This window comes from Mycolicibacterium bacteremicum (assembly GCF_002086115.1).
GTDB lineage: Bacteria > Actinomycetota > Actinomycetes > Mycobacteriales > Mycobacteriaceae > Mycobacterium > Mycobacterium bacteremicum.
In genome coordinates, this window is record NZ_MVHJ01000014.1 from 83,514 (window position 1) to 107,133 (window position 23,620).

Consider the following 23,620-nt stretch of genomic DNA (forward strand, 5'->3'; position numbering starts at 1 on the left):
GCTCCGATCCTGTGGTGGGATTCGGTGCATGGGCATCAAAGTGGCGCTGGAACACCGGACCAGCTACACCTTCGACCGGCTGGTGGAGTTACATCCACACGTGGTCCGGCTGCGCCCCGCGCCGCACTCGCGCACCCCGATCGAGGCGTATTCGCTGCAGGTCGAGCCGGCCGACCATTTCATCAACTGGCAACAGGATGCCTTCGGAAACTTTCTGGCGCGGTTGGTGTTTCCCGATCGAGCCCGCAGCCTGACCATCACCGTCGGATTGATCGCCGACCTGAAGGTCATCAACCCGTTCGACTTCTTCATCGAGGAGTGGGCCGAGTATTTCCCGTTCCGCTATCCCAGAGAACTGCTCGCCGACCTGGAGCCCTATCTCCGTCCGGTCGACGAGGGTGAAGACGGTTCGGGCCCCGGCGAACTCGTCCAGCAGTGGGTGCGGGACTTCGCCGTCGGCGAGGGCACCCGCACGATCGACTTCCTGGTCAAGCTCAACGCCGCGGTGCGCGCCGACGTCGGCTACAGCGTCCGGATGGAACCCGGCGTGCAGACACCGGATGTCACGTTGCGTTCCCGGATCGGGTCCTGCCGGGACTCGGCCTGGCTGCTGGTGTCGATCCTGCGACAGCTCGGCCTGGCCGCCCGGTTCGTCTCGGGGTACCTGGTGCAGCTGGCATCCGATGTCGCGGCCCTCGACGGGCCGTCGGGCCCGGCCGCCGACTTCACCGACCTGCATGCCTGGACCGAGGTCTTCATCCCGGGCGCCGGCTGGATAGGCCTGGATCCGACCTCGGCCCTGTTCGCCGGGGAGGGGCACATCCCGCTCTCGGCGACCCCACACCCGGAGTCCGCGGCGCCCATCACCGGAGCCACCGGCCGCGCCGAGGCGACGCTGGACTTCAGCAATGTGGTCACCCGTATCCACGAGGATCCGCGCGTCACACTGCCCTACACCGAGCAGACCTGGACGGCGATCAACACCCTCGGTGCACAGGTCGACGCCCGGCTGGCCGCCGGCGACGTGCGCCTGACCGTCGGCGGCGAACCGACGTTCGTGTCCGTCGACAATCAGACCGACCCGGAGTGGACGACCGCGGCCGACGGTCCACACAAGCGCGAGCGGGCCTCGGTGTTGGTCGAGCGGCTGCGCCAGGTGTGGGCGCCGCATGGTCTGGTACAGCGCAGCCAGGGCAAGTGGTATCCGGGGGAACCGTTGCCGCGCTGGCAGATCGGGCTCTTCTGGCGTACCGACGGGGAGCAGCTGTGGAATGATCCGGCGCTGCTGGCCGACCCCTGGGCGGTGGATCCAGCCCCGCCCGTCGCCGACGGGGTGGACGCCGAGTTGCTGGCGGCCGTCGCCGACGGGCTGACCCTGCCGGTCACCCAGGTCCGCCCGGCCTTCGAGGACGCGCTGGGTCGGCTGGCCGGCGCGGTCCGCCGGCCCGCCGGGGAACCGGTTGCCGCGGCCGACGACCTGGCCGCCGATGGTGTCCGACAGCGGGCGGCGCTGTTGGCCCGGCTCGACGAGCCCGTCGTCGAACCGGCTGCCCATGTGCTGCCGCTGCACCGCCGCGACGACGATTCGGGGTGGGCCAGCGCCGACTGGACGCTGCGGCGCGGCCGGATCGTGCTGCTGGAGGGCGATTCCCCGGCCGGCCTGCGGTTGCCGTTGAACTCGATCAGCTGGCACGCCCCGCCGCCCACCTACGAGTCGGATCCGCTGACCCAGCACGGCACCCTGGCCTCCGGACCCGCCCGGCAGGCGCAGGCCGAGGTGCAGGACGCCGAGGACGCACCGCCGACCGCGCTCGTCGCCGAGATCCGCGACGGACTGCTGTATGTGTTCCTGCCGCCCACCGACACGCTGGAGGCCTTCGTCGACCTGGTGTCCCGGGTGGAGGCGGCCGCCGCGGCCATCGGCACCCCGGTCGTCGTCGAGGGATACGGTCCGCCGCACGACAGCAGGCTCACCTCGATGACGGTCACCCCGGACCCCGGCGTGATCGAGGTGAACGTCGCTCCGACGGCCAGTTTCGCCGAACAGCGGGCGCAACTGGAGACGCTCTACGCCCAGGCGCGGCTGGCGCGGCTGTCCACCGAGCAGTTCGACTACGACGGCAGCCACGGCGGGACGGGCGGGGGCAACCACATCACCCTGGGCGGCATCACCCCGGCCGACTCACCGCTGCTGCGCAGGCCCGACCTGCTGGTGTCGCTACTGACCTACTGGCAGCGCCACCCGTCGCTGTCCTACCTGTTCGCCGGTCGCTTCATCGGCACCACCTCACAGGCCCCGCGCGTCGACGAGGGGCGCACCGAAGCGCTCTACGAGCTGGAGATCGCCTTCGCCGAGATCGACCGGCTGGCACGGATCGGCGCGGCACAGCCCTGGGTCACCGACCGGGCCCTGCGGCATCTGCTCACCGACATCACCGGCAACACCCACCGCGCCGAATTCTGCATCGACAAGCTCTACAGCCCGGACAGTCCGCGGGGCCGGCTGGGGCTGCTGGAGCTCCGCGGATTCGAGATGCCGCCGCACCACCAGATGGCGATGGTGCAGTCACTGCTGGTGCGCGCCCTGGTCGCGCGGTTCTGGGATGAACCGCTGCGCGCCCCGTTGATCCGGCACGGAGCCAACCTGCACGGTCGATACCTGCTGCCGCACTTCCTGATCCAGGATATCGCCGCCGTGGCGGCCGATCTGCGCGAGCACGGTATCGACTTCGACACCAGCTGGTTGGACCCGTTCACCGAGTTCCGGTTCCCGCGGATCGGCACCGCCGTGTTCGACGGGGTGGAGATCGAGCTGCGCGGTGCGATCGAGCCGTGGAATGTGCTCGGTGAGGAGGCGACCGCGGGCGGCACCGCGCGTTACGTGGACTCCTCGGTGGAACGTGTCCAGGTCCGGCTGGTCGGCGCCGACCGCAACCGCTACATCGTCACTGTCAACGGGCACCCCGTTCCGCTGCTGGCTACCGACAAGACCGACATCCAGGTGGGTGGGGTGCGCTACCGCGCCTGGCAGCCGCCCAGTGCGCTGCACCCCACCATCACGGTCGACGGGCCGCTGCGGTTCGAACTCGTCGACGCCGCCACCGGTGTCTCCCGGGGTGGCTGTACCTACCACGTCGCGCACCCCGGCGGCCGCTCCTATGACACCCCGCCGGTCAACGCGGTGGAGGCCGAGTCGCGCCGCGGCCGACGGTTCGAGGCGACCGGGTTCACGCCCGGCCGGGTCGATCTGGCCGATCTGGCCGAGAAGCAGGCCCGCCAATCCACCGATATGGGCGCGCCCGGGATATTGGATCTGCGCCGGGTGCGTACCGTTCTGCGGTGATGGTTGTACGTACAGACATGACGGCACGCGCCGAGGACGTGCTCTCCGGGTACCGGAGTCGCCGCGCCCAGCAGGCGTTGTTCGACGTCCGCGGCACGGTCGGCAACGGCTACGACGAGTTCGTCGACGCCGCGGGCGATGTCCGGCCGGCCTGGCACGAGCTGGCCGAATGCGTCGGCGACCGGGGCCGCGACGGGCTGAACCGGCTGCGCGAGACGGTGCGCAGTCTCGTCGACGACGACGGCATCACCTATGTCCGTTACGACCACCGCACCCCTGCCGACGGCACCGCCCACGAGACCGGTGTCGCCGAGCCCTGGCACCTGGATGCCCTGCCGCTGCTGATCTCCAGCGCCGACTGGGACATCCTGGAAGCCGGTCTGGTGCAACGTTCCCGGCTGCTCGACGCCGTGCTGACCGATCTGTACGGCGCGCGTCGCAGCCTCACCAGCGGGGTGTTGCCCCCGCAGCTGCTGTTCGCCCACCCCGCCTACGTGCGTGCCGCGCACGGCATCGTGGTGCCGGGTCGGCATCAGCTGTTCCTGCACGGCTGCGATGTCAGCCGGGCCGCCGACGGTGCCTTCCGGGTGAACGCGGACTGGACCCAGGCACCGTCGGGTGCCGGGTACGCACTGGCCGGCCGCCGCGTCATCGCGCATGCCGCCCCCGACCTGTACGAACGCATCGCCCCGCGACCGGCCTCACCGTGGGCGCAGACGCTGCGGTTGGCGCTCATCGATGCCGCGCCCGAGACCGCCGAGGAGCCGGTGGTGGTGGTGCTGAGCCCGGGCACCCATTCCGAGACGGCCTTCGACCAGGCCTACCTGGCCAGCGTGCTGGGTTTCCCATTGGTCGAGAGCGCCGATCTGGTGGTGCGCGACGGCCGATTGTGGATGCGCTCGCTGGGCACCCTGAAACGTGTCGACGTGGTGCTGCGCCGGGTCGACGCCGACTACGTCGACCCGCTGGAGCTGCGCGCCGATTCCCGGCTCGGCGTCGTCGGTCTGGTCGAGGTGCTGCGCCGCGGAGCGGCCACGGTGGTCAACACGCTCGGGTCCGGGATCCTGGAAAGCCCCGGCCTGCAACGCTTCCTGCCGGAGCTGACCGACCTGCTGGTGGGCGAGACGCCGGAGTTGGCGTCCCCGCAGATGTACTGGGGCGGCATCGATGTGGAGCGTTCGCATCTGCTGGCGCACCTGTCGGGGCTGTTGATCAAACCGGTCACCGGTGGCACGACGATCGTCGGGCCCGCGCTGTCGGTGTCGGCGCGGGCGGAGTTGGCGGCCCGCATCGGCGCCGCCCCGTGGCAATGGGTCGGCCAGGAACTGCCGCAATTCTCCTCGGCCCCCACCGATTTCCTGCCCGGCGGGGTGTCGGCGGCCGATGTCGGCATGCGGCTGTTCACGGTGGCCCAGCGCGGCGGGTACGCGCCGATGACCGGTGGCCTGGGGTTCCTGCCGGCGCCCGGTAATGCCGCCTACACGCTGGACACCGTTGCGGCCAAGGATGTCTGGATCCGCACGCCGGATCGCGCCCAGGCGGTGCCGACGCCGGCGGTGGACCTGGCCCCGCTGGAGCTCGCCGTCGGGGCGGCTCCGGCCGTGACCCGGTCGGCTACCGCGGCCGTCAGCTCGCCGCGTGTGCTGTCGGATCTGTTCTGGCTGGGCCGGTACGCCGAACGCGCCGAGAACATGGCCCGGCTGCTGACCGTCACCCGGGAGCGCTACCACGAGTTCCGCTACCGCCAGGACATGGTCGAAAGTCAGTGTGTGCCCGTACTGCTGGACGCCATCGGGGCGATCACCGGCACCGACACCGCGGTGGGCAGCGATGACCTGGAGGCCATTGCGACAGCGCCGAGCACCCTGTGGTCACTGACCGCCGACCGGCGCCGGCCCGGCTCGCTGGCGCAATCGGTCGAACGGCTGGGGATGGCTGCCCGCGGTGTGCGCGACCAGATGTCCAACGACACCTGGATGGTGCTGGCCGCCGTCGAGCGGGCGGTCGGGTCGCGGGCCGGCCAACCCGAGTCGCAGGCGGCCGGCGACGCCTATCTGTTGACCGCGCACACCCAGACCCTGGCCGGCATGCTGGCGCTGTCGGGGATGGCCGCCGAGTCGATGGTGCAGGACATTGGCTGGACGATGATGGACATCGGTAAACGCATCGAGCGGGGACTGGGGTTGACCGCGCTGCTGCGCGCCACGGTGACGACGGCGCGCCGGCCGGGCGCCGAGCAGACCGTCACCGAGTCCATGTTGGTGGCCTGTGAGTCGTCGGTCATCTACCGGCGCCGGATGCTGGGCAAGGTGAGCATCTCGGCGGTGGCGGACCTGGTGCTGTTCGACGCCGAGAATCCGCGGTCGTTGGTGTACCAGTTCGACCGGTTGCACCAGGGGTTGCGCCGGCTGCCGTCCGCATCGGGCTCGTCGCGCCCGGAACGGTTGGCCGACGAGATCACCGCCCGGCTGCGCCGGGTCGATCCCGACGATCTGGAGATCGTCGGGTCGGACGGCATCCGGCGGGAACTGACCGACCTGCTCGACGGGTTGCACGCCGACCTGCGCGAGCTGTCGAACCTGATCACCGCCGCCCACCTGTCGCTGCCCACCGGCATGCAGCCGCTGTGGGGACCCGATGAGCGGAGGTTGCTGCCGTGACCCGCAGCTATGAGATCACCCATCGGACCACCTACCGGTACTCCGCCGACGTCACCAGCTCCTACGGCCGCGGATTCCTGACCCCGCGGGAATCGGCGGGCCAGCGCAGGCTGTCCCACGAGTTGGTGATCGAACCCGAGGCATCGGACCGGTCGACCAGCCGCGACGGCTACGGCAATCTGAGTTCCTACTTCCACGTCACCGAGCGGCACCGCATGCTCAGCGTCACCAGTCGTTCGGTGGTGGAGGTCGATCCGCCGGGGTCCGAGCTCTACGACGGTGCAGCTGCGCGCGCCCCGTGGGAGATCTCCCGGCCGGTCGGCCCGGACGGTGCGCTGGCCTGCGAGTTCACCCTCGACCTCGCCCCGCCGGAAATCACCGATGAGGTGCGCGCCTATGCGGCACCGAGTTTCGTCCCGGGGCGACCGTTGATCGAGGTACTGCGCGACCTCAACGCGCGCATCTTCGCCGATTTCACCTACCGGTCCGGTTCGACGACCATCTCCACCGGGGTCGCCGAGGTACTCGCGGCCCGGGAGGGCGTGTGTCAGGACTTCGCCCGACTGGCCATCGCCTGTCTGCGCGCCAACGGGTTGGCGGCCAGCTATGTGTCCGGGTACCTGGCCACGGATCCGCCGCCGGGCAAGGAGCGGATGGTCGGCGTCGACGCGACCCACGCCTGGGCCTCGGTGTGGACGCCACAGAACCACTGGCTGGGCCTGGACCCCACCAACGACCAGATGGTCGACGAGCGGTACATCGTGGTGGGATTCGGGCGCGATTACGCCGATGTGCCGCCCCTGCGCGGGATCATCTACACCGAATCGGAGCGTAGCGTCATCGAGGTCTCGGTCGACGTTGCGCCGAACTGAGCCATCCGAGGTTTGGGCGCGGGCCGCAACGGGCACCTGCTAGCGGCCGTGCGAATCAGGGAGAACAAGAATGCGGGACTTCAACTGCCCGAACTGTGGTCAACGACTGGCTTTCGAGAATTCGAAGTGCCTGTCCTGTGGGTCTGCGTTGGGCTTCTCGCTCGACGATATGGCGCTGCTGGTCATCGCAAGCTCCGAGGAGAGCGACCACGCCGGCGCCGTCGATGAGAAGACCTACGAGCTGTGTGCCAATCTCTATGCCGCCGAATGCAACTGGCTGGTCAGGGTGGGCGACGGGGATGGCCTGTGCGCCTCGTGCTCGTTGACCCGGACCCGGCCCGCCGATACCGACACCGCGGCGATGGCGGCGTTCGCCGCCGCCGAACGCTCCAAGCGGCGGCTGATCGCCGAGTTGACCGAACTGAAACTGCCGGTGGTCAGCCGCGAGGAGGATCCCGAGTACGGGCTGGCCTTCGATCTGCTCTCCAGTGAGTTCGAGAAGGTCTTCACCGGGCACGCCAACGGTGTGATCACCCTCGACCTGGCCGAGGGCGATGACGTGCACCGCGAGCAGTTGCGGGTGTCGATGGAGGAGCCCTACCGCACGCTGCTCGGCCACTTCCGGCACGAGATCGGGCACTACTACTTCTACCGGCTGGTCAGTCCGATGCCGGAGTATCTCGAGCAGTTCAACGAGTTGTTCGGCGATCCCGACCTGGACTATCAGGTCGCGCTGGACCGGCACTACAGCGAGGGTGCCCCGGAGGGCTGGAAGGAAGAGTTCGTATCGTCCTACGCCACCATGCACCCGGCCGAGGACTGGGCCGAGACCTTCGCCCACTACCTGCACATCCGGGACACCCTGGACACATCGGCCGCGTTCGGTCTCGCACCGGCCGGGGCCACCTTCGACCGAAGGGTGCTGGGGCCCAGCGGTTTCGACACGATCATCGAGATGTGGCTGCCGTTGACCTGGGCCCTGAACATGGTCAACCGCTCGATGGGCCGCGATGACCTGTACCCGTTCGTGCTGCCGCCGGCGGTGCTGGAGAAGATGCGGTTCATCCACACCGTGATCGACGAGATCACCTCGTCACCCGAGAAGCTCGCGGCGGTCGGCGGTTAGCAGACTGCGGGCCGTCGCCGTCACCGCCTCGGCAGCCGGGCGGGGGCGCCAGCCCAGCTGCGCGACGGCCTTGGCATTGGACACCGCGCGCGGGGTGCCCAACAGGTCGACGAAGGCGGCCAGCTCCGGCCGATGTGCGGCCAGCGCGCGGATCTCGTCGTCATCGGCATCGCGCACCGGGACCGCCTCGGCGTCGGCGCCGAGGCGCTCGCGCAGGATCGCGGCGATCTGCGGCAGGGTCACCGGCGCGCCGGCGACGGCCAGATAGCGCTGGCCGGCGGCTGCCGGGCTGCGCATCGCGCGGATGTGCAGATCCGCCACGTCGCGCACATCGACCACCGAGAACGACGCCCGCGGCAGTGGTGACGGTTGACCGCGTAACAAGAGCGCGATGATGCCCACCGAGCTCGACAAACTCGGCCCGAGCGCCGGTCCGAACACGCCGACCGGGTTGACGACGGTCAGCTCCGGGCCGTCGGGGTGGGCGGCGGCGAAGTCCCAGGCGGCTCGTTCGGCCAGCGTCTTGGAACGGACATACGGGGTGTTGTCATCGTCCGGGTCGGTCCAATCGGTCTCGTCGAAGGGTCCCGACGGTTTCGGGCTGTATCCGACGGCAGCGAACGACGATGTCACCACCACCCGGCGCACATCATGGCGGGCGGCGGCGCGCAGCACCCGCAACGTTCCGTCGCGGGCAGGCCCGATCAGCTCCTGGGGATCGGCGGGCTGCTGCGGCGGGAACGGTGAGGCCATGTGCAGCACCTGGGGTACACCGCGGACGGCATCGTCCCAGCCGTCGTCGGCACCCAGATCGGCGATCGCAAAGCTCAGTGCGGTGGTGTCCACACCGGCACCGGCCAGTGCGTCGGTGAGCCCGGCGCGCCGTGCGGCGGAGCGGACCGTCGTGCGCACCGGGCGGCCCGCGGCCAGCAGTTGCGCGATGGTGTGGGTGGCGATGAATCCGGATCCTCCGGTGACGAGCACGGTCTCAGCGCTCATGTGCGCCCTCCTGTTCCAGCAATCGGTCACCCAGTTCGATGACGGTGGGGATGATCTGCTGCTCGGCCGCGGTGTCGCCGTCGGCGCGGGCACCCCACATCCGGGCCTTGGCCGCCACGTATCGCCGGCGTAGCTCCAGCCGTGCGATCTGCTCGCCGAGGCGTCGTTCGTGTTCGGCGAACAGCCGCTGTTGCTCGGCGGCCGCATCGGGCCCGCGCTGCATCAGGTCCACATAGCGCCGCATGTCCTGCACCGACATCCCGGTGCCGCGCAGGCAGGCCAGCGACTCGACGGCGGCGACCAGGTCGGGTGGGAACCGGCGGTGGCCGCTGCTCTGATCGCGGGGCACCGGTTCGATCAACCCGATGCGCTCGTAGTAGCGCAGTGCCGATTCGTTGAGTCCGGTGCGCCGCGCCACCTGCTGGATGGTCAGATCCTCGGCGAGTTCGGTGGTCATGGCACCACTCTGCCGAACTTGAAGCGCTTCAAGTCAAGCGCACATCTCGATGCTGTGACGGCGGCATGTCGCAGCACCCCCTCGGTCGGCGCCGTTCCTAGGATCGCCCGCGTGACTGATCGATACGGCTCCGACATCCTGTCCCGAAACCCGCACACGCCGAAACGTGTTCGCTCGGTGGAACACCCGGCGGAGCGGGGCCTGGTGGTCGAGGACCCGTCCAGCGGGTTCGTCGGCGCGGTGGTGCGCACCGCGAACAACCGGGTGGAGCTGGAGGACCGCGCGGGGCGGGTGCGCTCGTTTCCGCTCGGTCCGGGCTTCCTGGTGGAGGGCAAGCCGGTCATCCTGACCGTGCCCAAGGTCGCCAAGGTTGCCGCCCGCACCGCATCGGGGTCGGTGGCGGTGACCGGTGCCAAGGCACGGGTCGCGCTGGCCAGCCGGATCTACGTGGAGGGCCGCCACGATGCCGAACTCGTCGAACAGGTGTGGGGTGCGGATCTGCGGATCGAGGGGGTCGTCGTCGAATACCTGGGCGGCGTGGATGACCTGGCCGGCATCGTCGCCGATTTCCGGCCGGGGCCGGGACGCAAGCTCGGCGTGCTGGTCGACCACCTGGTGGCCGGATCCAAGGAGTCCAGGATCGCGGCCGACGCCATGAAGGCCGGCTCGGCGGAGCATGTGCTGGTCGTGGGGCACCCCTATATCGACATCTGGCAGGCCGTCAAACCAGAACGGTTGGGTCTGCGGCAGTGGCCGGTCATCCCGCGCGGAACGGACTGGAAGCACGGCATCTGCGAGGCGCTGGGCTGGCCGCATGCCAGCCAGGCCGATATCGCCGGGGCCTGGCAGCGCATCCGCGGGCGGGTGCGGGACTGGAACGATCTGGAACCGGCCCTGATCGGGCGGGTCGAGGAGCTGATCGACTTCGTGACCGCATAGCGTTGCAGGGTGGCCGACAGTCTGTTCGACATGCCCGGGGATCCCTCCCCGGGCGATGCGCTGCCCGCGACCGCCAGCCCGCTGGCCGTCCGGATGCGTCCGGCCACCCTCGACGATGTGGTGGGTCAACAGCACCTGCTCAAACCGGGGTCGCCGCTGCGGCGCCTGGTCGAGGGATCCGGCGCGGCCAGCGTCATCCTCTACGGCCCGCCCGGTACCGGTAAGACCACGCTGGCCTCGCTGATCTCCGGGGCGACCGGCCGTCGGTTCGAGGCGTTGTCGGCGCTGTCCGCCGGGGTCAAGGAGGTGCGCGCCGTCATCGAGGAGGCCCGCCGCGCCGCGATCCGCGGACAGCAGACCGTGCTGTTCATCGACGAGGTGCACCGGTTCTCCAAGACCCAGCAGGACGCGCTGCTGGCGGCGGTGGAGAACCGGGTGGTGCTGCTGGTGGCGGCGACCACCGAAAACCCGTCCTTCTCGGTGGTTGCCCCGCTGCTGTCGCGATCGCTGATCCTGCAGTTGCAACCGCTGGGCGCCGACGACATCCGCACGGTATTGCAGCGGGCGGCCACCGACGAGCGCGGACTGGCCGGCAAGGTCGCACTCGACGAGGATGCGCTGGAGTTGCTGGTCAAACTGTCCGCCGGGGATGCCCGCCGCGCCTTGACGGCGTTGGAGGTGGCCGCCGAGGCCGGCGACCGGATCACCGTGGATGTGGTGGAACAGTCGCTGGACCAGGCCGCGGTGCGCTACGACCGTGACGGTGACCAGCACTATGACGTCATCAGTGCCTTCATCAAATCCGTGCGCGGCTCCGATGTGGACGCCGCGCTGCACTATCTGGCCCGGATGCTGACCGCGGGGGAGGACCCACGCTTCATTGCCCGCCGACTGATGATCCTGGCCAGCGAGGACATCGGCATGGCCGATCCGACGGCGCTGCCGATCGCGGTCGCGGCGGCGCAGACCGTGGCCCTGATCGGGATGCCCGAGGGTCAGCTGACGCTGGCGCACGCCACCGTGCACCTGGCCACCGCACCGAAGTCCAATGCGGTGACGCTGGCCATCGGCGCGGCGATGGGGGACATCCGGGCCGGCAAGGCCGGACTGGTGCCACCGCATCTGCGCGACGGGCACTACTCGGGGGCGCAGAAGCTCGGCAACGCGGTGGGCTACAAGTACGCCCACGATGCGCCGGGTGGCGTTGCGGCGCAACAATATCCACCCGATGAGCTGGTGGGTGTGGACTATTACCACCCCACCGGTTACGGCGCCGAGCGGGAGATCTCGACCCGGCTGGAGAAGTTGCGGGCCATCCTTCGGAGGAAACGCGGATGACGACGTTCGGCGATGACGAGATGAAGGCGATGCTCGATACCGCCAAGACCTACAGTCTGATGTTGCTCAAGGACGGGCCGAATGCGGCGGACGCCGAGGCCCCGCAGCTCGTGTGGGAGCACGGCCGGCGCAACTTCGGGCTGCGCGACGAGGGCAGGCTCCTGATCGTGCTGCCGGTCGTGGACGATTCCGAGGTATGTGGCGTCGGGGTGTTCGCGGCCTCGGTGGAGGAGACCGTCGAGATCATGAACGGTGACCCCGGTGTGCAGGCGGGGGTGTTCACCTTCGAGGTGCACCCCTGCCTGGGTTTCCCGGGCGACGCCCTGCGCTGACGTCACGACCGGTGTTGACGCCGGGGTGCGCCGCACCGTACCGTTGTAGTCAACCAATTGGTTGCACAACTGAAAGGTTGACAATGGGGGCGCTCGACGACGACCTGGACCGCGCGTTCCTGGCGCTGGCCGATCCCGTCCGGGGCGCCATGGTGGCGCGCCTGGCCCGCGGACCGGCCACGGTCAACGAGCTGGCCGCTCCGTTCGACATCACCAAACAGGCGGTGTCCAAGCACATCGGAGTACTCGAGAAGGCCGGACTGGTCACCCGCAGCCGGGACGCCCAGCGTCGGCCGGTGCACCTGGACGCCGCCGCACTGGAACAACTCACCGAATGGATCGACACGTACCGATTGGTCGCCGAACGCAACTACCGCCGGCTGGACACCCTGCTGGCCGCACTCACCGACAAGGAGACACCATGACGAAAGCACTCGACCTCACCGCGCCGGTGGACACCCTGGCCATGGAGTTCACCCGCGACTTCGATGCGCCGGTCGAGGCCCTGTACCGCGCGCATGCCGAACCCGAGCTGCTCGCGCAGTGGCTGGGTCCGCACGGGCTGGAGATGGAGATCAGTGAGTGGGAGTTCCGCAGCCACGGCGGGTACCGCTACTCGCACCGCGACGCCGGCGGCACCTACGCGTTCAACGGCACCTTCCACACCGTGCGCGAGAACGAATTCATCCTGCAGACCTTCGAATTCGAGGGCGCACCCGACATGGTCAACATCGAGTACCTGTGGTTCGACGACCTCGGCGACGGTCGGTCGCGGCTGCGCGGCCGGTCGATCTGCCCGAACACCGAGGCCCGCGATGCCCTGTTGTCCTCGGGGATGGAGGGCGGGATGACCGAGGGTTACGACAAGCTCGACGCGGTGTTGCGCACGCTGCAGTCCTGACATCGGGGCGACATGAGAACGGCTGCCGACGAACATCGTCGACAGCCGTCTCGCGGGGCTGGAATCAGCGCAGGATGCCGGACCGGCGACGGCCCAGCAGCGGGGTGCGGCGGCGGTCCACCAGCGCGGCCACCAGGGCGACCCCGGCCGCCGCGACGAGAACCTGGACCAGCAGCTCCAGCCAATCGACGCCACCGGTGGCGGTCGGGACGCCGATCGCCCGCGCCAAAGCGGTGCCGATCAGCGCGGAGACGATGCCGACCAGGATGGTCAGCAACATCCCGATCTTCTGCTTACCCGGTAGGACCAGGCGGCCGAGCGCACCGACCACGATGCCGATGAGAATTGCGGTGAAGATTCCGGTGACGGTCATCATTCCTCCGTGTGGAGTGGGCTGTTCGGTTGTCGCAGAGATACCCTCGGCACACAGCCGATAAACGCCGGTGTCAATTCCGCGACCTGCTCGTAGGCTCGCTTGCATGAAGACCCGTCTGCTCGACCTGGACACCTCCCGACGCCGGATCGTCGATCTCACCGGCGAGGTGGCGCAGTTCTGCGCCGGCAGGGGCGACGGCCTGTGCAATGTCTTCGTCCCGCACGCCACCGCCGGCGTGGCCGTCATCGAAACCGGCGCCGGCTCCGACGACGACCTGATCGACACGCTGGAACGGCTGCTACCGCGCGACGACCGTTACCGCCATGCGCACGGCTCGCCGGGCCACGGCGCCGACCATGTCCTCCCGGGACTGGTGTCGCCATCGGTGACGGTGCCGGTGGGCGACGGCACACCGCTGTTGGGCACCTGGCAGAGCATCGTGCTGGTGGACCTGAACAGGGACAACCCGCAGCGTTCGGTGCGGCTGAGCTTCGTGTCGGGCTGAAGATTCCGACCGGTAACCAAACGGTACTGTGGTGCGGTCGTTGTATTCGCAGGTTGGACCAAAGGACAGCAGCACGTGCAGACACACGAGATCAGGAAACGCTTCCTCGATCACTTCGTGAAAGCGGGACATACCGAGGTGCCCAGCGCCTCGGTGATCCTCGACGATCCGAACCTGCTGTTCGTCAACGCCGGCATGGTGCAGTTCGTGCCCTTCTTCCTGGGCGCCCGCACCCCGCCGTACGAGCGCGCCACCAGCGTGCAGAAGTGCATCCGCACCCCGGACATCGAAGAAGTCGGTATCACCACCCGGCACAACACCTTCTTCCAGATGGCGGGCAACTTCAGCTTCGGCGACTACTTCAAGAAGGGCGCCATCGAGCTGGCCTGGACGCTGCTGACCAACCCGGTCTCCGAGGGCGGTTACGGCTTCGATCCGGAGCGGCTGTGGGCGACGGTCTACCTCGACGACGACGAGGCCATCGAACTCTGGCAGGAGGTCGCCGGTCTGCCGCTGGAGCGCATCCAGCGTCGCGGCATGGCCGACAACTACTGGTCGATGGGCATCCCCGGGCCCTGCGGCCCGTGCTCGGAGATCTACTACGACCGCGGACCCGAGTACGGCATCGACGGCGGGCCGGAGGCCAACGAGGACCGCTACATCGAGATCTGGAATCTCGTCTTCATGCAGAACGAGCGCGGTGAGGGCACCAGCAAGGACGACTTCGAGATCCTGGGGCCGTTGCCGCGCAAGAACATCGATACCGGCATGGGTGTCGAACGCATCGCCTGCCTGCTGCAGGGCGTGGACAACGTCTACGAGACCGACCTGGTGCGCCCGGTGATCGACACGGTGGCGCGGTACGCGCCCCGCGGTTACGGCCAGGGTAATCACACCGACGACGTCCGCTACCGCATCATCGGTGACCACAGCCGCACCGCGGCCATCATCATCGGCGACGGTGTCAGCCCCGGCAACGAGGGCCGCGGTTACGTGCTGCGCCGGCTGCTGCGCCGGATCATCCGCGCGGCCAAGCTGCTCGGTGTCGAGCAGCCCATCATGAGCGAGCTGATGGTCACCGTGCGCGACGAGATGGGCCCGTCCTATCCCGAACTGGTCACCGACTTCGACCGCATCCACCGCATCGCGGTCGCCGAGGAGACCGCGTTCAACCGCACCCTGGCGTCGGGGTCGAAGCTCTTCGAGGACGCGGCGCAGGCCACCCGGTCCGCCGGCGCCACGGTGGTGTCCGGGTCGGATGCGTTCACCTTGCACGACACCTACGGATTCCCGATCGAGCTGACCCTGGAGATGGCCGCCGAGGCCGGCCTGTCCGTCGACGAGGAGGGATTCCGCGGCCTGATGGCCGAGCAGCGTCGCCGCGCCAAGGCCGACGCCGCCGCCCGCAAGCAGGCCCACACCGACCTGTCGGCCTACCGGGACCTGGTCGACGGCGGGCCCACCGAGTTCACCGGCTTCGACGAATTGTCCACCGAGGCACGTATTCTCGGTATCTTCGTCGATGGCGCGCGGGTCCCCGTCGTCAGTCACGGTGGCGCGGACGGCACCGTCGAACTGATCCTGGACCGCACCCCCTTCTACGCCGAGTCCGGTGGTCAGATCGCCGACGAGGGCACCATCACCGGCACCGGATCCTCGGCGACGGCCAAGGCCACCGTCACCGATGTGCAGAAGATCGCCAAGACCCTGTGGGCGCACCGGGTCCGGGTCGAATCCGGCGAGTTCGTCGAGGGCGACACCGTCACCGCCGAGGTCGATCCGTCCTGGCGGCACGGCGCCACCCAGGGCCACTCCGGAACGCACATGGTGCATGCGGCGCTGCGAGAGGTGTTGGGGCCCAACGCCGTGCAGGCCGGCTCGCTGAACCGGCCCGGTTACCTGCGCTTCGACTTCAACTGGCAGGGGTCGCTGTCGGAGGATCAGCGCACCCAGATCGAAGAGGTCGCCAACGAGGCGGTGCAGGCCGACTACGCCGTCAACACCTTCAACACCGGACTCGACCAGGCCAAGGCGATGGGCGCGATGGCGCTGTTCGGCGAGAACTACCCCGACGAGGTGCGGGTGGTCGAGATCGGCGGCCCGTTCTCCCTGGAACTGTGCGGCGGCACGCACGTCGGCAGTTCGGCCCAGATCGGGCCGGTGACCCTGTTGGGCGAATCCTCGGTGGGTTCCGGCGTGCGCCGCGTCGAGGCCTACGTCGGGCTGGAATCGTTCCGGCACCTCTCCAAGGAACGCGCACTGATGGCGGGGCTGGCGTCCTCGCTGAAGGTGCCTTCGGAGGAGGTTCCGGCCCGGGTGGCCAACCTCGTCGAGAGACTCCGCGCCGCCGAGAAGGAACTCGACAAGGTGCGACTTGCCAACGCCCGTGCCGCTGCGGCAAATGCCGCCGCCGGTGCCGAGGTGGTCGGTAAAGTCCGTCTGGTGGCACAGCGGATGGCCGGTGGAGTCTCGGCCGCAGACCTGCGCAGTCTGGTCGGCGACATCAAGGGCAAGCTCGGCTCCGAGCCCGGCGTCGTCGCCCTGATCGCCGAGGGGGAGGGTGACAGCGTGCCGTTCGTGGTCGCGGTCAACGCTGGCGCGCAGGACCTGGGACTCAACGCGGGTGATCTGGTCAAGGTGCTGGGCGGTCCGGTCAACGGCCGCGGGGGTGGAAAGGCCGATCTGGCCCAGGGTTCCGGTAAGGGGGCGGCGGGTATCGACGCGGCGTTGGCCGCGCTACACGCAGAGATCTCCCGGAGCTAGCCGGTGCCACTGGACGTAGACCGCAGCCCGGACCGGCCCGGCCCCGACGACCCGGGGCGGGGCCGACGGCTGGGCGTCGACGTCGGCACCGTGCGCATCGGCGTGGCCGCCAGCGACCCCGACGGGATCCTGGCCACCCCGCTGGAGACCGTGAAACGGGAACGCACCGGGCGGCACCTGCGGCGGCTGGCGACGCTGGTCGAGGACCACGGCGCGGTGGAGGTGATCGTCGGCCTGCCGCGCACACTGGCCGACCGCTCGGGCTCCTCGGCACAGGACGCTGTCGAGGTGGCCGACAAGCTGGCCGAGCTGATCGCGCCGGTGCCGGTGCGGTTGGCCGACGAACGACTGACCACGGTGAGTGCACAACGGGCGCTGCGGGATGCCGGAGTACGCGCTAAGAACCAGCGGGCCATGGTCGATCAGGTTGCGGCAGTGGGAATTCTGCAGACCTGGTTGGACCAGCGCCGGTCCGCATTAAGGGTGACCGATGAGTGACCAGTGGGACTCGGAGTGGAGTACCGATCGCCATGAGCCGATCGCCGTGGGGCCCCCGCGGCGACGGATGAACCGGGCCGACCGGGCGCGCGCCCGGCGGATGGCCCGGCGCCGCCGGCTCTACACCGGACTGGCGGTGGCCACCCTGGTCATCGTCGTGGTCGGTGCCGTCTTCGTCGGCTCCCGGCTGTGGCACAACATGTTCGGGTCGAGTGAGGACTTCGCCGGCGACGGTGTCGACGATGTCGTCATCGAGGTCCACACCGGAGACACCACCACCGCGATCGGGCAGACCCTGCAGCAGCAGAACGTGGTGTCCTCGTCGAAGGTGTTCGTCGACGCCGCCGCCACCAATCCGGCCATCGCCGCGATCCAGCCCGGCTTCTACAAGGTGCGCACCGAGATCCCGGCGGCCAGCGCAGTCGAACGCCTGGCCGACCCGGCCAACCGGGTGGGCCAACTCGTCATCCCGGAGGGCCGCCAGCTCGATGACGTCGCCGATGTCAAGACCAATGCGGTGACCGAGGGCATCCTGACGCTGATCTCCAACGCCTCCTGCGTCGACCTCAACGGCAACCGCGAATGCGTGTCCGCCGACGACCTCAAGCAGGCCGCCGGCACCGCCGATCCCAGCGCACTCGCCGTACCGGCTTGGGCCGCACCGGGATTGGATGCGATGGGCGACGACCACCGCCGCCTCGAGGGGCTGATCGCCGCGGGCAGCTGGAATGTCGACCCGTCCGGCACCCCGCAGGACATCCTGGCCGGCCTGATCGGTGCCAGCACCGCGATGTACGAGGCCAACGGTCTGCTCGACGCGGCCACCGCGGCGAACATCACCCCCTACGAGGTGCTGGTGGTCGCGTCGCTGGTGCAACGCGAGTCCAAGCCGCAGGACTTCTCCAAGGTCGCCCGGGTGATCTACAACCGGCTCGCCGAGAACCGCAAGCTCGAGTTCGACTCGACGGTCAACTACTCGCTGGACCGCACCGAGGTGGCCACCACCGATGCCGACCGCGCCCGGGTCACACCGTGGAACACCTATGCCTCGCTCGGGCTGCCCAAGACGCCGATCTGTTCACCGGGTGCTCCGGCGGTGGTCGCCGCGGAGAACCCGGCGATCGGGGACTGGCTGTACTTCGTGACGATCGACCTGCAGGGCACCACGAACTTCACCCGCGATTACGAGGAGCACCTGGCCAACATCGAGCTGGCCCGCGCCAACGGAGTCCTCGACAGTGCCCGATAGGCGGCCTGACAGGCGCGCCGCCGTCCTGGGTTCACCCATCTCGCACTCCCGGTCACCCGATGTGCACCTGGCCGCCTACCGTGCACTCGGGCTCACCGCGTGGACCTACGACCGCATCGAGTGCACGGCCGAACAACTGCCCGGGCTGGTCGCCGGGCTGGGGCCGGAATGGGTCGGCCTGTCGGTCACCAAACCGGGCAAGTTCGCCGCGTTGGAGGTGGCCGCCGAACGGACCGACCGCGCCGGGCTCGTCGGCTCGGCGAACACCCTGGTGCGCACCGACTCCGGGTGGCGGGCCGACAACACCGATATCGACGGCGTCATCGGCGCACTGGCCCCGCACGTCGACGCACCCCGGCGAGCCGCCGTGCTGGGTTCCGGCGGCACCGCGCCGGCGGCCGTCGCCGGCCTGGTCGCCCTCGGCGTGCAGCACATCTCGGTGATGGCCCGCGACCAAGCCAAGGCGCAGTCACTACTGGGCGTCGGCCGCGCGCTGGGCGCCGAGATCGACTGGGTCCCGCTCGGCACCCCGGTGCCCGGACTGGACATCGCCGTCAGCACGCTGCCCGCAGATGTCGCCGTGCACCACGGCGAGGCCATCGCGACCGTGCCCGTGCTGCTCGACGCGATCTACGATCCGTGGCCCACCCCGCTGGCGGCGGCCATCGGCGCGGCCGGCGGCCGGGTCGTGAGCGGGCTGCAGATGCTGCTGCACCAGGCCGTCGCCCAGGTCGAGCAGTTCACCGGCATGACCGCCCCGCAAGAGGTGATGAGAGCGGCCCTGCAGGAGCCCTAGCCTCGTTGCATGGGGGTGGTGGCCGTCGCGCTGTGGCTGGCCGCCTTGAGCATCCACGACCTACGCACGCGCCGGCTCCCCAATGCGCTGACATTGCCCGGTGCGTTGGCCGTGCTGTGCTGGGCGGCGTGGTCGGGCCACGGCTGGTCGGCGCTCGCCGGTGCCGCGGCGCTGTTCGGCCTGCACCTGCTCGTCCATCTGATCGCGCCCGCCGACCTGGGCGCCGGCGATGTCAAGCTGGCACTGGGGCTCGGCGCGCTGACCGGTGCGTACGGGGTCGACGTCTGGACGCTGGCGGCGCTGGGCGCGCCGCTGCTCACCGCGGTGTGGGCGGTGACGGCCCGGCTGTTCGGGCGGACCGGTGCAGTGCCGCACGGGCCGTCGATGTGTGTGAGCACGGCCGCTGCGCTCGCCCTCGCCCGGTTCGGGTCCTAGGTTCGGACGATATGCCCGTGCGCACCGCCACCGCCCAGGACCTGCCGGCGATCGCCGACATCTACGCCCACTACGTCCGGCACAGCGTCGCCACGTTCGAGACCGACCCGCCCGACCCCGCCGAATGGGCCCGCCGGTTCACCGCGATCGTCGATGCCGGACTGCCGTTCGTCGTCACCGAACGCTCCGGTGTGGTGGCCGGATACGCCTACTGCGCCCCGTGGAAGACGCGGCCCGCCTACCGGAGCACCGTCGAGGACTCGGTGTACGTCGCGCCGTCGGCGGTCGGCACCGGCTGCGGTGCCGAACTACTGACCGCCCTGCTGGACCGGTGCACCGCCACAGGTCTGCGCGAAGTGATCGCGGTGATCGCCGATTCTGGGGATGCGGCATCGGTCCACCTGCACCGCCGGCACGGTTTCCGGGACGCCGGCCGGCTGACGCAGGTCGGTCACAAACACGGTCGCTGGATCGACACCGTGCTGCTGCAGTGGAGCGCGCCCCGCCCGGCCTGCTGACGGATTCGGTTGTCCCGACGGCGCATGAAAGAATGTCCAACGTGTTGCGATGGACTACCGCAGGTGAATCCCATGGTCGCGCGCTGGTCGCGATGCTCGAAGGGATGGTCGCCGGGCTGTCGGTGACCTCTGAGGACATCGCCGCCCAGCTGCAGCGGCGCCGGCTCGGTTACGGCCGCGGCGCGCGGATGAAATTCGAGAAGGACCAGGTCACGGTGTTGGCCGGGGTGCGGCACGGGGTGACCCTCGGCGGGCCCATCGCCGTTGAGATCGGCAACACCGAATGGCCCAAGTGGGAGACCGTGATGGCCTCCGACCCGGTGCCCGCCGAACAGCTCGACAGCGATGCCGCGCGCAACGCCCCGCTGACCCGGCCGCGTCCCGGCCACGCCGACTACGCGGGCATGCTCAAGTACGGTTTCGACGACGCCCGGCCGGTGCTGGAGCGGGCCAGTGCCCGCGAGACCGCCGCGCGGGTGGCTGCGGGCACCATCGCCCGGGCCTTCCTGCAGCAGGCGCTCGGCGTCGAGGTCGTCTCGCACGTCATCTCCATCGGCGCCTCCAAGCCCTACGACGGTCCGCCGCCGCAGCCCCAGGATCTGGCGGCCATCGACGACAGCCCGGTCCGCGCGTTCGACAAGGACGCCGAGGAGGCCATGATCGCCGAGATCGAGGCCGCCAAGAAGGACGGTGACACCCTCGGCGGCGTCGTCGAGGTGGTCGTCAGCGGACTGCCGGTGGGGCTGGGCTCGTTCACCAGCGGCGACAACCGCCTCGACAGCCAGCTGGCCGCCGCCGTGATGGGTATCCAGGCCATCAAGGGCGTCGAGATCGGCGACGGTTTCGAGACCGCACGGCGCCGCGGCAGCGTCGCCCACGACGAGATCTACCCCGGTCCCGACGGCATCATCCGGTCCACCAACCGGGCCGGCGGCCTGGAGGGCGGCATGACCAACGGACAACCGCTGCGGGTGCGGGCCGCGATGAAGCCCATTTCCACGGTGCCGCGGGCGCTGGCGACCGTCGATATGGCCACCGGTGAAGAGGCCGTCGCGATCCATCAGCGCTCCGATGTCTGCGCCGTGCCGGCCGCCGGGGTGGTCGTCGAGACCATGGTCGCCCTCGTGCTGGCCCGCGCCGCCCTGGCGAAGTTCGGCGGCGACTCGCTGGCCGAGACCCAGGCAAATGTGCAGAGCTACCTGGCGGCCGTCGCAGCGCGGTCCGGCGGGCTGGAGCGTGGCGACTCGGGAAACGACTCCGCTGTACAGGCGGGATAGTCATGGCGCCCAAGGCTGTTCTGGTGGGTATGCCGGGCTCCGGCAAGTCCACCATCGGGCGGCGGCTGGCCAAGGCGCTGGGAGTTCCCCTGCTGGACACCGACGTTGCAATCGTCGAGACCACCGGTCGCAGCATCGCCGACATCTTCACCGAGGGTGAGCCGGCGTTTCGCGCCATCGAGGCCGACGTGGTCCGCACGGCGCTCGCCGAGCACGAGGGTGTGGTGTCGCTCGGCGGCGGCGCGGTGACCACCCCCGCGGTGCGTGAGGCTTTGGCCGGGCACACCGTCATCTACCTGGAAATCAGTGCCGCAGAGGGGGTTCGGCGCACCACCGGGAGTGCGCGACCGCTGCTGGCCGGCGATGACCCTGCCGACAAGTACCGCGCCCTGATGGAGGCCCGGGTACCGCTGTTCCGTGAGGTGGCCACCATGCGGGTGAACACCAACCGACGCAATCCCGGTGCCGTGGTGCGCCATATCGTCACCCGGCTGCAGGGCTGCGGATCGTCGCGGCCGCGGCGCCGACGCCGCCCGGCCTGGCGGCGGCTCCCGACCGTCCTGAACCCGGCACCCACCACCGAGGCTCCGCCCACTCCGGCGGCGCTGGCCAAACGAGCAGAGGCACGCAATGAGTGAACCCGTCACCGTCGATGTTCTGGTGGATCGGCCGTACCCGGTGATCATCGGCACCGGCTTGCTGGAGGATCTGGGCCGCACGTTGACCGGCCGGCACAAGGTCGCCATCCTGCACCAGCCCACGCTGGCCCAGACCGCCGAGGCCATCCGCGAACACCTGGCCGGCCTCGGCATCGATGCGCACCGCATCGAGATTCCGGACGCCGAGGCGGGCAAGGAACTGCCGGTCGTCGGGTTCATCTGGGAAGTGTTGGGCCGCATCGGTATCGGTCGCAAGGACGCCGTCGTCAGCCTGGGCGGGGGAGCGGCCACCGACGTGGCCGGTTTCGCCGCGGCCACCTGGCTGCGCGGGGTCGACATCGTGCACGTGCCGACCACACTGCTGGGCATGGTCGACGCCGCCGTCGGCGGCAAGACCGGTATCAACACCGACGCCGGCAAGAACCTGGTGGGCGCGTTCCACCAGCCACTGGCGGTGCTCGTCGATCTGGCGACGCTGCAGTCGTTGCCGCGCAACGAGATCATCGCCGGCATGGCCGAGATCGTGAAGGCCGGCTTCATCTCCGACCCGGTGATCCTGGACCTCATCGAGGCCGATCCGCAGGCCGCGCTGGACCCGGCCGGGACGGTGCTGCCGGAGCTGATCCGGCGGGCCATCGCGGTCAAGGCCGAGGTCGTCGCCGCCGATGAGAAGGAGTCGGCGCTGCGCGAAATCCTCAACTACGGACACACTCTGGCCCACGCCATCGAACGCCTGGAGCGTTACAAGTGGCGCCACGGTGCCGCCGTGTCGGTGGGCCTGGTATTCGCCGCCGAACTCGGCCGGCTGGCCGGGCGGCTCGATGACGACACCGCCGACCGGCACGCCCGGGTGCTGACGGCGCTGGGTCTGCCGGTCACCTACGACGCCGACGCCCTGCCGCAGCTGCTGGAGTACATGGCCGGGGACAAGAAGAACCGCTCCGGAGTGCTGCGGTTCGTGGTCCTCGACGGGTTGGCCAAGCCCGGCCGCCTGGAGGGGCCGGACCCGACGCTGCTGGCCGCCGCCTACTCGGTGGTGGGATCGCGCTAGGAGCGCGCGGTCTCGTCCGGCCCGGGCTGCACCGCGGCGAAGACATCGGTGTCGGCCCGCTCCTCGTCACCCTCGCGGCGACGCTGGAACGGCGGAGCCTTGCGGTCCACCGACCACCGGCCGATGGTCACCGCGACGACACCGGCCACGAAGACCAGCAACGCGGTGAACGCCGCGAACGAGGTCAGCTCGGAGAGCAGGTTGCCGGTGTAGAGCGCCGGGTAGAACAGCCCGATGAACCAGCAGACCAGATCGCCGAGCAGTCCGGCGATGAGGCCGGCGACCAGCCACACCATCGCCAGATCCTGGCGGCGGTCCGGGTCGTTCTGCGCGCGCGCGTCGGCCCGGCCGTCGGCGTAGGCCCACAGCAACACCGGAATCGCGAGGAAAAGACCCAGCGTGGGGCTGATCCAGCCGGCCTGCGTCGGGAACGAATCCACCAGCACACCCTGGATCAATCTCAGCACCACCACGAGTGCGGCGAACACGAGTCCGCGCAGCAACCACTTGCTCATGAGGGGACAGC

Annotated in this window: 23 protein-coding genes; 19 read left to right on the plus strand and 4 right to left on the minus strand. The window is 69.7% G+C overall.

What is annotated here, in order from left to right; genetic code table 11:
- Window positions 1-28: 28 nt before the first annotated feature.
- The 4 genes from BST17_RS17650 (at window position 29) to BST17_RS17665 (ending at window position 8,001) form a co-directional block, all read left to right on the plus strand.
- Window positions 29-3,343 carry a transglutaminase family protein gene (locus BST17_RS17650; protein WP_083060190.1) on the plus strand — a complete coding sequence of 1,105 codons (3,315 nt, stop codon included), beginning with the start codon at window positions 29-31 and terminating at the stop codon, window positions 3,341-3,343.
- Window positions 3,343-6,003, plus strand: a complete 2,661-nt coding sequence (locus BST17_RS17655) for a circularly permuted type 2 ATP-grasp protein (protein ID WP_083060191.1) — start codon at window positions 3,343-3,345, stop codon at window positions 6,001-6,003. Before BST17_RS17650 ends, BST17_RS17655 begins: the two co-directional genes overlap by 1 nt.
- Complete coding sequence (locus BST17_RS17660) at window positions 6,000-6,875, plus strand: transglutaminase family protein (RefSeq protein ID WP_083060192.1); 876 nt, start codon at window positions 6,000-6,002, stop codon at window positions 6,873-6,875. The genes BST17_RS17655 and BST17_RS17660 overlap by 4 nt, the downstream gene beginning before the upstream one ends.
- Before the next feature lie 70 nt (window positions 6,876-6,945).
- Complete coding sequence (locus BST17_RS17665) at window positions 6,946-8,001, plus strand: zinc-binding metallopeptidase family protein (protein WP_083060193.1); 1,056 nt, start codon at window positions 6,946-6,948, stop codon at window positions 7,999-8,001.
- Here BST17_RS17665 and BST17_RS17670 read toward each other — a convergent pair.
- Together BST17_RS17670 and BST17_RS17675 are read right to left on the minus strand one after the other, a co-directional pair.
- Window positions 7,969-9,000 carry an SDR family oxidoreductase gene (locus tag BST17_RS17670; RefSeq protein ID WP_083060194.1) on the minus strand — a complete coding sequence of 344 codons (1,032 nt, stop codon included), beginning with the start codon at window positions 8,998-9,000 and terminating at the stop codon, window positions 7,969-7,971. The genes BST17_RS17665 and BST17_RS17670 overlap by 33 nt on opposite strands.
- Window positions 8,990-9,457, minus strand: a complete 468-nt coding sequence (locus tag BST17_RS17675) for a MerR family transcriptional regulator (protein WP_083060195.1) — start codon at window positions 9,455-9,457, stop codon at window positions 8,990-8,992. The genes BST17_RS17670 and BST17_RS17675 overlap by 11 nt, the downstream gene beginning before the upstream one ends.
- 111 nt (window positions 9,458-9,568) lie before the next feature.
- On the opposite strand from BST17_RS17675, the gene BST17_RS17680 reads away from it, so the two are divergent.
- The 5 genes from BST17_RS17680 (at window position 9,569) to BST17_RS17700 (ending at window position 12,967) form a co-directional block, all read left to right on the plus strand.
- Window positions 9,569-10,396 carry a DUF3097 domain-containing protein gene (locus BST17_RS17680; RefSeq protein ID WP_083060196.1) on the plus strand — a complete coding sequence of 276 codons (828 nt, stop codon included), beginning with the start codon at window positions 9,569-9,571 and terminating at the stop codon, window positions 10,394-10,396.
- 9 nt (window positions 10,397-10,405) lie between these two features.
- On the plus strand, window positions 10,406-11,734 hold the full coding sequence (locus BST17_RS17685) for a replication-associated recombination protein A (RefSeq protein WP_083060197.1): 1,329 nt from the start codon (window positions 10,406-10,408) through the stop codon (window positions 11,732-11,734).
- Window positions 11,731-12,066: a YciI family protein gene (locus BST17_RS17690; protein WP_083060198.1), complete on the plus strand. Its 336-nt coding sequence runs from the start codon at window positions 11,731-11,733 to the stop codon at window positions 12,064-12,066. Before BST17_RS17685 ends, BST17_RS17690 begins: the two co-directional genes overlap by 4 nt.
- An 83-nt stretch (window positions 12,067-12,149) precedes the next feature.
- On the plus strand, window positions 12,150-12,491 hold the full coding sequence (locus BST17_RS17695; RefSeq protein WP_083060199.1) for an ArsR/SmtB family transcription factor: 342 nt from the start codon (window positions 12,150-12,152) through the stop codon (window positions 12,489-12,491).
- The gene (locus BST17_RS17700; RefSeq protein ID WP_083060200.1) at window positions 12,488-12,967 is read left to right on the plus strand and encodes an SRPBCC family protein; all 480 of its coding nucleotides are present in this window, start codon (window positions 12,488-12,490) and stop codon (window positions 12,965-12,967) included. The genes BST17_RS17695 and BST17_RS17700 overlap by 4 nt, the downstream gene beginning before the upstream one ends.
- Before the next feature lie 64 nt (window positions 12,968-13,031).
- On the opposite strand, the gene BST17_RS17705 is transcribed toward BST17_RS17700, so the two are convergent.
- A complete protein-coding gene (locus tag BST17_RS17705) occupies window positions 13,032-13,340 on the minus strand; it encodes a GlsB/YeaQ/YmgE family stress response membrane protein (RefSeq protein WP_083060248.1) in 309 nt (102 codons plus the stop codon).
- Between the two features lie 106 nt (window positions 13,341-13,446).
- Between BST17_RS17705 and BST17_RS17710 the strand changes: the two genes are divergently transcribed.
- The 10 genes from BST17_RS17710 to aroB all read left to right on the plus strand — a co-directional run bounded on the left by BST17_RS17710 (window position 13,447) and on the right by aroB (window position 23,094).
- Window positions 13,447-13,848 (plus strand): secondary thiamine-phosphate synthase enzyme YjbQ, encoded by a 402-nt coding sequence (locus BST17_RS17710; protein WP_083060201.1) that lies wholly within the window; start codon window positions 13,447-13,449, stop codon window positions 13,846-13,848.
- 75 nt (window positions 13,849-13,923) lie between these two features.
- A complete protein-coding gene (gene alaS / locus BST17_RS17715; RefSeq protein WP_083060202.1) occupies window positions 13,924-16,611 on the plus strand; it encodes an alanine--tRNA ligase in 2,688 nt (895 codons plus the stop codon).
- A 3-nt stretch (window positions 16,612-16,614) separates the two neighbouring features.
- Window positions 16,615-17,109: a Holliday junction resolvase RuvX gene (gene ruvX / locus BST17_RS17720; protein ID WP_083060203.1), complete on the plus strand. Its 495-nt coding sequence runs from the start codon at window positions 16,615-16,617 to the stop codon at window positions 17,107-17,109.
- A complete protein-coding gene (locus tag BST17_RS17725) occupies window positions 17,102-18,358 on the plus strand; it encodes an endolytic transglycosylase MltG (RefSeq protein WP_083060204.1) in 1,257 nt (418 codons plus the stop codon). The genes ruvX and BST17_RS17725 overlap by 8 nt, the downstream gene beginning before the upstream one ends.
- Window positions 18,348-19,154, plus strand: coding sequence for a shikimate dehydrogenase (locus BST17_RS17730; RefSeq protein WP_083060205.1), 807 nt, complete (start codon window positions 18,348-18,350; stop codon window positions 19,152-19,154). The genes BST17_RS17725 and BST17_RS17730 overlap by 11 nt, the downstream gene beginning before the upstream one ends.
- 9 nt (window positions 19,155-19,163) lie before the next feature.
- Complete coding sequence (locus BST17_RS17735; protein WP_083060206.1) at window positions 19,164-19,589, plus strand: prepilin peptidase; 426 nt, start codon at window positions 19,164-19,166, stop codon at window positions 19,587-19,589.
- 11 nt (window positions 19,590-19,600) lie between these two features.
- The gene (locus tag BST17_RS17740; RefSeq protein WP_083060207.1) at window positions 19,601-20,107 is read left to right on the plus strand and encodes a GNAT family N-acetyltransferase; all 507 of its coding nucleotides are present in this window, start codon (window positions 19,601-19,603) and stop codon (window positions 20,105-20,107) included.
- A gap of 41 nt (window positions 20,108-20,148) precedes the next feature.
- Window positions 20,149-21,384 (plus strand): chorismate synthase, encoded by a 1,236-nt coding sequence (aroC, locus tag BST17_RS17745; protein ID WP_083060249.1) that lies wholly within the window; start codon window positions 20,149-20,151, stop codon window positions 21,382-21,384.
- Between the two features lie 2 nt (window positions 21,385-21,386).
- The gene (locus BST17_RS17750; RefSeq protein WP_083060208.1) at window positions 21,387-22,022 is read left to right on the plus strand and encodes a shikimate kinase; all 636 of its coding nucleotides are present in this window, start codon (window positions 21,387-21,389) and stop codon (window positions 22,020-22,022) included.
- Window positions 22,015-23,094 carry a 3-dehydroquinate synthase gene (aroB, locus tag BST17_RS17755; protein WP_083060209.1) on the plus strand — a complete coding sequence of 360 codons (1,080 nt, stop codon included), beginning with the start codon at window positions 22,015-22,017 and terminating at the stop codon, window positions 23,092-23,094. Before BST17_RS17750 ends, aroB begins: the two co-directional genes overlap by 8 nt.
- On the opposite strand, the gene BST17_RS17760 is transcribed toward aroB, so the two are convergent.
- Complete coding sequence (locus tag BST17_RS17760) at window positions 23,091-23,609, minus strand: B-4DMT family transporter (RefSeq protein ID WP_083060210.1); 519 nt, start codon at window positions 23,607-23,609, stop codon at window positions 23,091-23,093. The two genes, aroB and BST17_RS17760, sit on opposite strands and share 4 nt — an antisense overlap.
- Window positions 23,610-23,620: the final 11 nt, after the last annotated feature.

Excerpts from the sequence above, each read along its gene's own strand:
- BST17_RS17650 (WP_083060190.1), top strand. The coding sequence starts at position 29 with ATGGGCATCAAAGTGGCGCTGGAACACCGGACCAGCTACACCTTCGAC.
- BST17_RS17655 (WP_083060191.1), top strand. The coding sequence starts at position 3,343 with ATGGTTGTACGTACAGACATGACGGCACGCGCCGAGGACGTGCTCTCC.
- BST17_RS17665 (WP_083060193.1), top strand. The coding sequence starts at position 6,946 with ATGCGGGACTTCAACTGCCCGAACTGTGGTCAACGACTGGCTTTCGAG.
- BST17_RS17670 (WP_083060194.1), bottom strand. The coding sequence starts at position 9,000 with ATGAGCGCTGAGACCGTGCTCGTCACCGGAGGATCCGGATTCATCGCC.
- BST17_RS17675 (WP_083060195.1), bottom strand. The coding sequence starts at position 9,457 with ATGACCACCGAACTCGCCGAGGATCTGACCATCCAGCAGGTGGCGCGG.
- BST17_RS17690 (WP_083060198.1), top strand. The coding sequence starts at position 11,731 with ATGACGACGTTCGGCGATGACGAGATGAAGGCGATGCTCGATACCGCC.
- BST17_RS17695 (WP_083060199.1), top strand. The coding sequence starts at position 12,150 with ATGGGGGCGCTCGACGACGACCTGGACCGCGCGTTCCTGGCGCTGGCC.
- BST17_RS17700 (WP_083060200.1), top strand. The coding sequence starts at position 12,488 with ATGACGAAAGCACTCGACCTCACCGCGCCGGTGGACACCCTGGCCATG.
- BST17_RS17705 (WP_083060248.1), bottom strand. The coding sequence starts at position 13,340 with ATGACCGTCACCGGAATCTTCACCGCAATTCTCATCGGCATCGTGGTC.
- BST17_RS17710 (WP_083060201.1), top strand. The coding sequence starts at position 13,447 with ATGAAGACCCGTCTGCTCGACCTGGACACCTCCCGACGCCGGATCGTC.
- BST17_RS17725 (WP_083060204.1), top strand. The coding sequence starts at position 17,102 with ATGAGTGACCAGTGGGACTCGGAGTGGAGTACCGATCGCCATGAGCCG.
- BST17_RS17735 (WP_083060206.1), top strand. The coding sequence starts at position 19,164 with ATGGGGGTGGTGGCCGTCGCGCTGTGGCTGGCCGCCTTGAGCATCCAC.
- BST17_RS17740 (WP_083060207.1), top strand. The coding sequence starts at position 19,601 with ATGCCCGTGCGCACCGCCACCGCCCAGGACCTGCCGGCGATCGCCGAC.
- BST17_RS17750 (WP_083060208.1), top strand. The coding sequence starts at position 21,387 with ATGGCGCCCAAGGCTGTTCTGGTGGGTATGCCGGGCTCCGGCAAGTCC.
- aroB (WP_083060209.1), top strand. The coding sequence starts at position 22,015 with ATGAGTGAACCCGTCACCGTCGATGTTCTGGTGGATCGGCCGTACCCG.
- BST17_RS17760 (WP_083060210.1), bottom strand. The coding sequence starts at position 23,609 with ATGAGCAAGTGGTTGCTGCGCGGACTCGTGTTCGCCGCACTCGTGGTG.